General features: G+C 45.5%; 9 protein-coding genes. 7 read left to right on the top strand and 2 right to left on the bottom strand.

Annotated elements, in window-relative coordinates; all coding sequences use genetic code 11:
* The 3 genes from P5674_RS20870 to P5674_RS20860 all read left to right on the top strand — a co-directional run.
* On the top strand, nt 1-1,202 hold a 1,202-nt coding region (locus tag P5674_RS20870; RefSeq protein ID WP_315642988.1), incomplete at its 5' end, for a group II intron maturase-specific domain-containing protein.
* Between the two features lie 288 nt (nt 1,203-1,490).
* Complete coding sequence (locus tag P5674_RS20865; RefSeq protein WP_006625968.1) at nt 1,491-1,748, top strand: hypothetical protein; 258 nt, start codon at nt 1,491-1,493, stop codon at nt 1,746-1,748.
* Nucleotides 1,733-2,035, top strand: a complete 303-nt coding sequence (locus P5674_RS20860; RefSeq protein WP_006617129.1) for a type II toxin-antitoxin system RelE/ParE family toxin — start codon at nt 1,733-1,735, stop codon at nt 2,033-2,035. Before P5674_RS20865 ends, P5674_RS20860 begins: the two co-directional genes overlap by 16 nt.
* Before the next feature lie 130 nt (nt 2,036-2,165).
* Here P5674_RS20860 and P5674_RS20855 read toward each other — a convergent pair whose 3' ends face one another.
* Nucleotides 2,166-3,968, bottom strand: coding sequence for a M61 family metallopeptidase (locus P5674_RS20855; protein ID WP_006617128.1), 1,803 nt, complete (start codon nt 3,966-3,968; stop codon nt 2,166-2,168).
* An 80-nt stretch (nt 3,969-4,048) separates the two neighbouring features.
* On the bottom strand, nt 4,049-4,729 hold the full coding sequence (locus P5674_RS20850) for a Crp/Fnr family transcriptional regulator (protein WP_006617127.1): 681 nt from the start codon (nt 4,727-4,729) through the stop codon (nt 4,049-4,051).
* Nucleotides 4,730-5,582: 853 nt separating this feature from the next.
* Here P5674_RS20850 and P5674_RS20845 point away from each other — a divergent pair.
* The 4 genes from P5674_RS20845 (at nt 5,583) to P5674_RS20830 (ending at nt 9,774) form a co-directional block, all read left to right on the top strand.
* Nucleotides 5,583-8,645 (top strand): GAF domain-containing protein, encoded by a 3,063-nt coding sequence (locus tag P5674_RS20845; RefSeq protein ID WP_006617126.1) that lies wholly within the window; start codon nt 5,583-5,585, stop codon nt 8,643-8,645.
* Complete coding sequence (locus tag P5674_RS20840) at nt 8,645-8,857, top strand: hypothetical protein (RefSeq protein WP_006617125.1); 213 nt, start codon at nt 8,645-8,647, stop codon at nt 8,855-8,857. Before P5674_RS20845 ends, P5674_RS20840 begins: the two co-directional genes overlap by 1 nt.
* Nucleotides 8,858-8,865: 8 nt before the next feature.
* Nucleotides 8,866-9,429 (top strand): hypothetical protein, encoded by a 564-nt coding sequence (locus P5674_RS20835; RefSeq protein WP_006617124.1) that lies wholly within the window; start codon nt 8,866-8,868, stop codon nt 9,427-9,429.
* Between the two features lie 132 nt (nt 9,430-9,561).
* The gene (locus tag P5674_RS20830; protein ID WP_006617123.1) at nt 9,562-9,774 is read left to right on the top strand and encodes a hypothetical protein; all 213 of its coding nucleotides are present in this window, start codon (nt 9,562-9,564) and stop codon (nt 9,772-9,774) included.
* The last annotated feature ends 459 nt before the right edge of the window (nt 9,775-10,233 follow it).

The following is a 10,233-nucleotide window of genomic DNA, read 5'->3' as shown; positions in this document are numbered from 1 at the left end:
TTGCTCTTACCGTGAACCATGATTACCTACTGTCCAAAATTCATTGTCCAAGCAGCTTGAAGAGAGACCTGAAACAATGGCTCAAAGCTGGCGTGCTAGATAACGGTGTATTTGAGGATACAGAAGCAGGGACACCCCAAGGAGGGGTAATAAGTCCAATACTCGCCAACATCGCACTGTTGGGAATGGAAAGGTTAATTAAAGAAATGTATCCAAACAAAGGAACAGCTATTCAGGTTAACCTTATGCGATCTGCCGATGATTTCGTGGTCATATCCAAAGACTTAGGAATCATTGAACAGTGCCCCATTGCCATTTCTGAATGGTTAAAGCCAGTGGGATTAGAAATCAAACCTGAAAAGACTCGAATTGGTCATACACTCAATAGGATTGAGTATGATGGCAAAACCCAAGAGCCTGGGTTTGATTTTCTCGGATTCAATATCAGGCAATACCCAGTTGGAAAACACATATCTGGGAAGACAGGTGGGATAGCAAGCCGATTAATCGGACACCCAACCCACATTAAACCCAGCAACAAAGCAGTTAAAGCCCATACAGAAGTGATAAAAGGTGTAATCAAACAACATAAAACTGCACCCCAATCAGCCTTGATTAGTAAGCTAAACCCGATGATTCGGGGATGGTCTAACTATTACTCAGGGGTAGTCTCATCTGAGACCTTCAGAAAACTAGACCACATAGTTTTTGAAATGTTACGGGCATGGACAGATTCGAGATGCGGAATGGCAAGTTACGAAAAGCTAAGAAACTATTTCGGACACGGAACGGTCAAACTAAGCAACGGGAAAGAAAGCCATGAAACTTGGGTATTCAAAACCAAGGATGGATTCACATTATGGAATCATAATGTGAATCCAATTGTCCGACATACCCTAATACGCCCCGACGCCACACTTGATGACGGAAACTGGACCTACTGGGCAACCAGAAAAGGACAAGCAATTGAAACGCCAACAAGGGTAGCCATACTACTCAAAAAGCCAAAAAGCCTATGCGCCTGGTGCGGGCAATACTTCACCCCATCAGATTTAGTTGAAGTAGACCACATTGTACCTCGAAGCCACGGCGGAAAGGACGAATACAAGAATCTTCAACTACTACACCGCCACTGTCATGATGATCAAACGGCGCTAGATAACGCCAATGCTGTATCCTTAACAATGGAGCAGTCAAATTAGGAGCCGTGTGCTGGGAAACTCGCAAGCACGGTTTTGTCTGGGAGGGGGAGATGGCGACATCTCTCTCGACCCCTACTCGGTTCCGGTTCTCCCATGAAGTTTGCATAACCCAATAGTTAACCTAGTTGGGACTAACAGTATTTCCGGGGGAAGTGCGATCGCACCCTCCGGTATCTGCCGATTAACAGTGGGCTATCCCCCACGCCACTCTATCAATATCCTATACTCTCCCTAAATTACATCTTTTTGAGCCGACAAAATTATTATGGCTGCTCTGGAAATTGACGAATGTTAGTAGGTATTTTCCATTTACTATATAATAGACCGAGACTAACTAAATTAAAAGAAACCTTATTTATGAATACCGTCAAACAAGAAATTGAGTTGTTGCTGAAAAATTTACCGGAGGATTGCAGTCTTGAGGATATTCAATATCATCTTTATGTTATAGAAAAGTACCGCCAGGGTATTACTATTGCAGATAGTGAACGAAGATTAACACAAGAGGAAGCGGAAGGTTTAGTAAGTAAATGGGTTATCAAGTAGTTTGGTCACCGACAGCCATTGATGATATCGATGCGATCGCGGCTTATATTGCGCGAGACTCAGTTTCCTATGCGGCGGCGGTGGTACAGAGAATCATTGAGGCTACCAGAAATCTGAGCAAATGTCCCCTCTCCGGTGGTATTGTTCAGGAGTTTGGTGACGAAACCGTTAGAGAACAGTTTGCTTACACTTACCGGATTATCTACCGTATTCAGGGAGATGTTGTCACGGTTGTGGCTGTGGTTCACGGTAAGCGATTGTTAAAGCTCGATTTGAATACTCACTAGATTCTAGTCATGAGGGTGAAGTGCTACGCCCCTTGTGGGCGTAGCTTTCCAGTCTCAACTACCGTATTTGTAAATTCTTCAGGAAATTAAAGCCGCCCACCAGGGGCGGGGTATTAAACCCACCCAATTTTTACAATTTGTGATATGGGCAGCCTAGCCATCCCTCAAAATTGCGCTGCTGTTCCGGGGTCGGTTCTTCAACGGAGGTAATTTTATAAGCACTGGGACGGGGGGCGCGCAGTATAGCTTCAGAGGTTCGCAATTCGTCTTGATGGAAGAAGCTGATATTGACCTGCTCCCCAGGTTGAAAGTCTAGCAAGCGATCGCTAATGTTTTCAACGCTCACCCGAAAACCATTGATAGCTAATAATTCATCCTCAGCATCAATTCCCGCCAATTGTGCTGGGCTTCCCGCTTCTACAAATTTAACTATTGTCTTGCCATTTTCCGCCGCCAGTCGCCAACCCAAATCAGGAACAATATCATTATTTTGAGGTTTAATTACCAAACCAAAGGGTTGCAAATAATCATTTAAAGGCAGTTCTTCAGTACCATGAAGATAGCGGTTAAAGAAATCATCTAAATCCATTTCCGCCACCGAAGCGATCGCCGACTGTAACTCCGCCGCCGTATAGCCCTTTTCCGATTTACCGAATTTTTCCCACATTAGCACCATCACATCATCAAGCGATCGCCTATTTCCATGACGGTTACGAATCAACAGTTCCAGCATCAATGACACCAATTCCCCTTTTAAATAGTAGGAAATTTGATTATTGTCACTATAAGCATCGCGGCGATATAACTTAATCCAAGCATCCCAACTCGACTCACCCAGGGGTTGAACAAACCGCCCAGGACTGTTTAAAAATCGGGAAATATCCTTAGATAAACCATTCAAAAAATCCTTAACCTCAACAATACCAGCCCGGTAAATAATCCACCCATCATAATAGCTAGTTGCTCCCTCACAAAACCACAAAGAAGTCGTATAACATTCTTGTTCATAGTTAAACACTTCCAACTCTTTCGGGCGTAAGCGCTTAACATTCCAGAGGTGAAAAAACTCATGAGCTACCAACTGCATAAAGCGGTTATACTTATCCCGGTCTCGCAATCCTAACCGAGGATAATTAAGAGAGCAGGAATTTTTATGTTCCAGTCCTCCATAACCCTGACTGGACAAATGCAATAGAAACACATAGCGGTCATAGGGAAGACCCGAAAATAGATTGCTAACCTCGTGAATAATTTTCCGACAATCTGTAATTAAGCGATCGACATCACCATTTCCTTGGCCCCAAATTGCCAATTGATGAGGTTTTCCAGCCGCTTCAAAATCATAAACCTGATGGGTGCCAATCTCAAAAGGACTATCAACCAAGGTATCAAAATCCGCCGCCTCAAAGGTATTTTCGACCCCTGAAACGGACGGTAAACTGGTAGTAACCCACCAACCCTTTGGAGGTGCGATCGCCACTCGGATCGGCAAATTTTCCCACCCAGGAACATAAAAGAACAGAGCCGCCCCATTAAAATAGCCGTGGGTGCTATCCAAATGGTTAGTTCTTACCGTCAACTCATTGGCGTAGATACGGTAGTGGACTATGAGCGAGTCCGACTCTCCTGCTTGTAGCCGCCATGTATTTTTACTGACCTTAGACCAGGACAGAGATTTACCATGGCGATCGCATACTCGAAAATCCTGCAAATGTCTTGCATACTCCCGCACCATATAAGAACCCGGAGTCCACACCGGCATTTTCAAATCAATCACCCCGGAGTCCACTATCGGACCCGCCAAATTTGGTCGAGAGATTTGCAACCGCACCTCAAACAAATGAGACCCCGGCTGGGACATAGAAACCAGGTAATCGGTGGCTACCGTCGAGTTAGCAGCCTCTGGGGAGGGGGTTCTAATAGCTTGAGTCATTAAACAGAAAAATAGCGACAAATTAGGGCTATTTTAGCTCAAGCCCCAAGAGCGAAGGAGCCAGCCACCAGAGGAAAAACCTACTGATTAGCCAATTGATTAAGGTGCTTGAGATTAATCAAATGGATCACCTGACGTTCGGTATCAATGTTAATCCAACCCTTACTATTGAGTTTTTCGATAATTTTGCTAGTCTCTTCGAGGCTGATATCAGTAACATGAGCCAAATCTTGTTCAGGAATGTTAAAAATATCAGCCCCTTTTTCCGTCATCTGGCCATAATTTTCCGCCAACTCCACCAAAGTATTAGCCAACTTAACCGCCGGAGGGCGGTGTCGGATCTGATAACGCTGGTTAGTTTGGCGCAAACGTCGCACCATAAGTTGCAACATTCGATGATGAAGTTGTGGGTCTTTAAACAGCGTTTGAATAAATCGTTGAGCCGAGACACTAATCAATCGTACAGAGGACAAAGCAATCACATCATTGGCTCGTGGAGACTCATCGAGAATCGCCATTTCACCAAAAAAATCACCTCGCCCCAAAATAGCCAGGGTGACTACATTATCGCCCGACAGTCGCCGTACCTTGACCCACCCGGAAACGATGAAATAAACTGCATTTCCCCAAGCATCCTCCATCACGATCGCACGATTAGCTGGATACTCGTGCTTCACAGCCACCGACAACAACCATTCCAGAGTTTCTGGGTTTGCCCCTTTAAAAAGAGGAAAAAGCTCACTAAAAGCCTCAGTCTGCATGAGAACTCGCGCTAAGTCAGAAGTTTTATGTTGACACACCACCTCACAAACTGCAAGGGGCTTCGAGATTTGGATCACTCACTAGAGATTTGAAGTTACCCTTTCCGCGTGCGTTGCCAATACGCTCCTTGGCTGGTTTTCCCGAAAGTTGATCGATGCAACGCACCGTATGCTGTCTCCCAATTAATGGAGGCATTCAAATCACGGCTAATTTATACCGTAGGAGCGCGATCGTCATCAACCACCAGAAACAGTTAGGGCGCTGCTTGGAGTCTGTGCCTAGTGGCAGGTAATAGATCAGCAATTGGAAACACCAGCTAACTTCCCGCACCCGCCCGCACTACGATTCCCACCAGCAAGACCGCGATCGCTCCGCGATACTCCGTAGTATCGCCCGCCCTACGGACTGCTGAAATTGCCCTATCCGAACCATAGCCACCCAATTTGGGGATGAATGAGTAACTGTGTCCAAAGATTAGGTTACAGATTCATCCCTCACCAATCCTGCGGGTATAGGGAGAGACCCCGAGTAGCATAATTGTGGTCAAATTTAATTATACCAAGGGAAGTTCCCTATCAAGCCCAACAAATTTTGATCAGCAATAAAAGTTAGTGCCAACAAACACAGATAGAAGTGGCGATCCAGTGCGACACTTATATAATTATCAGCAAAATCCTTGGGAAATTGAGCAATCGGCTAAAATGGCCATAAACTGATAAACAGTTGTATATGTCCATGCTTGGGAAAGGTCTCATCCTAATTTCAACTATCCGAAACCGATTGCCCCTGAATATGAGCACAGATCCAACCTGTTGGTAAAGGTTTATGAAATCCGCATCTTCAAACAATTCGATGCCTCCAAATCCTGCTGTATCTGCTACCGTTGATGTCGATGTCATCGACGGAGACGGAAATATTTTCACATCTTCCCGTCGTTCGGCGGGCAACTCATCAGGGGGTAAACCCCCCCATGGTAATAACCAATCATCCTCTGGGTTAGCCCGTACCAGTGGGAATTTCTCGAATTTTTTAGCTCCTCTAAAAAAAGAAACCTTTGTTGAAGTTGTTAAAGATGTTGAAAATAAACTAAAAACAGTTAACGAAACCCTGTCGATGCTGGACAATCTCCTGGATGCCCAGGGATTCGAGGCAATTCTTAACGAAATGTTATCCTCGATTACCTTTAAAACAGGAGAACTTCTCAACGCCGATCGCACCACGATCTGGCTGATGGACGAAGAAAAGCACGAACTCTGGTCTATAGTTGCTAAAGGAGAAGACGGAGAACCCTTAGAATTAAGGATTCCGGCCAGTGCTGGCATTGCGGGGGAAGCAGCCACCCATAAGAAAATCGTTAATATTCCCTACGATTTCTATGATGATCCGCGATCGGCGGCCGCCAAAAAATTTGATGAAAAAAATGGCTATCGCACCTACACTATGATCGCCATGCCTCTGCTGAATGAGAATGAGGATCTAGTAGCGGTAGTACAACTATTAAACAAACTCAAACCCGATATTAATCCATCATCCCCCCTACAGGAAAAAGTCGATACTATCGGCTTTACAGGGGAAGATGAACAGGTATTCCATGAGTTCGCCCCCTCCATTCGGCTGATCCTGCAATCGTCTAAATCCTTCTATTCAGCCACCCAGAGACAGCGAGCCGCTTCGGCGCTGATGAATGCGGTTAATGCCCTCAGCAAAAGCAGTCTCGATCTCCAAGAAACCCTGACCAATGTTATGGATCAGGCTAAGGAGTTAATGAATGCCGATCGCAGCACTCTGTGGCTACTAGATGAAGACCGAGACGAACTGTGGACCAAAATTCCCATTAATGGCAATCTGACGGAAATCAGGATTCCCCGAAATGCCGGATTTGCGGGAACTGTTGCCGAAAGCGGTGAGCCTTTACTGATCCCCTTCGATGTATACAAAGACCCTCGCTCTGAACAATCGAAGAAAACGGACCAAAAAACCGGGTATCGTACCTGTAGCCTGTTGTGTATGCCCGTTTATAATGCCGACAAGCAACTAATCGGCGTTACCCAACTGATTAACAAGAAAAAACAAGGGGAGTACGCAGCTTACGACCCGGCTAGTTGGCCAGATCCTCCTGAGCAATGGAAAGCCAGCTTTAATAAAGATGATCTCGAATTTATGCGGGCTTTTAATATCCAAGCTGGGATTGCTCTTCAGAATGCCAAACTCTTCCAAAAGGTGAAAGAACAAGAGCAAAGACAGAAAGACATTCTCCGCAGCCTGACTAATGGGGTGATTTCTTCAGACAAAGAGGGTCGGATCATTGCTACCAATGAATGTGCTGTGGAATTACTGGGACTGACTGAATCCCAGGTGACTCACGGTTTATCAGTACGAGAGTTAATCCATCTCAAAGATGGTGATTTCGCCCGCTGGTTCGATTTGGCTTTGAAACCCAAAGATGCTAAGGACCGCCAACAATATTATCCCGATCAAACCCTCTTATCAGGTGCTTCGGAAATTTCCCAAAGTATTAACCTGTCGATTAATTCCATGTCTGACATTAATGATCCTGAAAAAGTCAGCGGGGCTTTGGTGGTCATGGAGGATATTAGCGGGGAAAAAGAAGTTAAGAACTTGATCTATCGGTACATGACCCCGGCTGTGGCGGAATCTCTGTTAGCTAGTGGTGAAATTAAACTAGGGGGAACCCGTAAGGATGTTACGGTTTTGTTTAGTGATATCCGCAGCTACACGACCCTCACCGAAAAGTTGCAGGCTGAGGAAGTGGTGAGTATGCTTAACGAATATTTTGAGGAGATGGTCGATACCGTCTTGAATCATCAGGGAACCCTAGATAAGTATATTGGGGATGCTTTGATGGCTGTGTTTGGTTCTCCTGCGCCTCTACCAAATCATCAGTGGATGGCTGTGCAGGCGGCGGTGGAAATGCGTTACCGTTTGATAGAGTTTAATGATCTGCGTGTGTCTAAAGGACTGATGCCTATTAAAATTGGTATGGGTTTGCATTCTGATGAGGTAATCAGTGGTAATATTGGCTCTAGCAAGCGGATGGAGTTGACATCTATTGGAGATGGCGTTAACTTGGCTTCTCGCTTGGAGGGTACCACCAAGCAATATGGAACTGATATTGTAATTAGTGAAAATACTTATCTCCCTAATGCCGATCGCCTGATTGTTCGCGAACTTGATTTGATTACGGTTAAGGGTAAAAGTCAGCCCGTTAGGATTTATGAGTTGGTTGGTATTCGGGAAGGAAAACAGGCTAGGCCCATTCCTGATGAACAACAACAAATTATCGACCACTACCATCGGGGTCGGGAATTTTACCTGAAACCCGCCATGGAAAAACTCACTGATACCGATATCGTTCCACTTTTGGCACAACTGGAAGATTTTTCTCAGTCCCAACTTAAACAACTCTCCTACAATGAACGTGAGCTGCTTAAACAAATGCTGGAAGAGATGTCCCTTCTACAACTGGAGGAGATTCTCGGCTCAAATACTGTCCGACGATTATCTCTAGCCCAGTTAGCAGCTACGCCACCGGAAGAAATGGCTGATCGGATGGAGGAAATTCTTAATGGTTTAACTCCCCGTGAGACTAAAAAAATGCTGGTCGCTAAACTTCAGCAGTTTACGGCTGATCATGAAACTAAGCAGATGTTAGCTGATGAAGGGGCACAATTGGCCATCAGTGCTGTGCGTAAACTCATCGATCTGTGCCGCAAGAAATTTGCCTCGAAGGCTAAAGAAGCCTTTAGAAATGCTAAACACGAATTTTTGGCGGTTTTGGCGATCGATGCTCAAAATAAAGCAGCAAAACTTCATGTCGATCGGTGTATACTATATGAGACCACCAAGCCCCCCAGTGAAACCTGGGATGGTGTTTGGAAGCTCACAGAAAAATAGTGCAGGGGGCTGTTTTCCCTCATCGTTTCTCTGTTGGGGCTTTGGGTCTCACAACTAATCAGAAAATCCCTAAGCCTCATCAAGGCTTGGGGGTGTGTCAACGGAGAGGTTTGCGCCTCCCCATCTCGGAGATGGCGGGTTGGCTATTGATGGGTAGTGAGGAAATTGGTCGTCAACCCCGGATCTTAGATTTCAGCCTGAACCAAGTTTAGATTAGATAATGACTGAGTTAAACGGACCGTATTCTGACCGACAATGGATAGAACAGGTGAATGACCTGTTGATTGAAGTTGCTCGCGCCGCTTTAGCTGATATCCCTAAATTACCTGGTACTGTTTCGACTTCTGCACTACCTCTGGCGCAACAGGCGATCGCTATCAAAAATCAAGCGGGTCTCTACCAGTCTACTAATTGGCAATGGCAAGAAGCACATCTTGATTGGGTGGGACGGGTGCGAGAGTTTCTGTTGGAATTGTCTCGCATTGCTTTATCAGATCGCCCATCACTTCCTGAAAATATTGCCCATCGTGCTTTGATGTTGGCGGAAACAGCCCAAGATATTCAGGAAGCCTTGGAAAATAGCGAACCTATTTCGACTTCTGCTACAAATGAAAATCGGGAAGGTTCCCGCAATCTGGATGTTAATGGTCGGTTTAACCAACTACGAGATCAGATCAAAACTGAGTGCAGTGGTAGTGTTAATGCCAATGACCCCCTATGGCAGCAGGTCTTAACATTGTTGGATGTGGCTCAAACTCAATATAATGATTTGCGAAAAAACTAGCTCCCAGACCCTTGGAGATGATGGAAAATTTATCGGGTTCGGTTTTTGATTTTTGGATGTTTTTATGGTAAAATACCCAGTGCATATTCTAGTATACCAAGTCTGACCTGGTTTTTAGTGTCATAAGTTTATATGGAATCAGACGGTCAACCTGCCAGTTTATTGGGAAGTCCTACCTATGGATTTTCGGATCTGGTGGGTGCGGTTATTGCATTATTCACCCTCATTTTTCCGTTAATGGCGATCGCTCGCTACTCCCCGAGTCAGTTACAAACGCGACCATCGCCACAGCCTGGGCAGATTAGTACAACCCCATCAGTCAAACCGGCTCCCGAAGGGCTATGATTTTGGCATTAGGATATATAGATAGGTGCGAAACGTTTAGGAGACCAAATAGGGCTGAGATGCCTGAAATCACCTCCTAGTGGGACTTAAACCCCTCGGTTGAATATAAGGATTTGCGACCCTGACCATCCCATAACTATCTATGTGTCCCCACATCTGGCGGAGATAGAGCTCACCAGATAAGGCAGGGAACTCAAGGTCAATATACGGACTGTACTTAACGGGGCGTGACCACCCCAGGATAACAGAAAGTTGAGAGTAACGGCGGTAGCCACCCCCAATTTGGGGATTCACACCCCAGGGTTGAAGCGGGGAACGGAAGGCTCCAAGGTATAACCTAATACCGGAATCGAGACCACTGCCAACCATCCATGATTAGGGAAACCGAACGTCTGGCTTGAACCAGGTAGGGGTCGAGAGGGAAGTCGCCTTCCCCCACTCCCATTCCAAACCGTGCTT

Source organism: Limnospira sp. PMC 289.06 (genome assembly GCF_032350395.1).
Lineage (GTDB): Bacteria > Cyanobacteriota > Cyanobacteriia > Cyanobacteriales > Microcoleaceae > Limnospira > Limnospira platensis.
Note: the sequence above shows the minus strand (reverse complement) of the source record. Positions and strands in the feature narration are given on the sequence as shown.

What these genes read in the sequence shown, in the direction of transcription:
- P5674_RS20865 (WP_006625968.1), top strand. Translation starts at nt 1,491, where the DNA reads ATGTTAGTAGGTATTTTCCATTTACTATATAATAGACCGAGACTAACT.
- P5674_RS20860 (WP_006617129.1), top strand. Translation starts at nt 1,733, where the DNA reads ATGGGTTATCAAGTAGTTTGGTCACCGACAGCCATTGATGATATCGAT.
- P5674_RS20855 (WP_006617128.1), bottom strand. Translation starts at nt 3,968, where the DNA reads ATGACTCAAGCTATTAGAACCCCCTCCCCAGAGGCTGCTAACTCGACG.
- P5674_RS20850 (WP_006617127.1), bottom strand. Translation starts at nt 4,729, where the DNA reads ATGCAGACTGAGGCTTTTAGTGAGCTTTTTCCTCTTTTTAAAGGGGCA.
- P5674_RS20845 (WP_006617126.1), top strand. Translation starts at nt 5,583, where the DNA reads ATGCCTCCAAATCCTGCTGTATCTGCTACCGTTGATGTCGATGTCATC.
- P5674_RS20835 (WP_006617124.1), top strand. Translation starts at nt 8,866, where the DNA reads ATGACTGAGTTAAACGGACCGTATTCTGACCGACAATGGATAGAACAG.
- P5674_RS20830 (WP_006617123.1), top strand. Translation starts at nt 9,562, where the DNA reads ATGGAATCAGACGGTCAACCTGCCAGTTTATTGGGAAGTCCTACCTAT.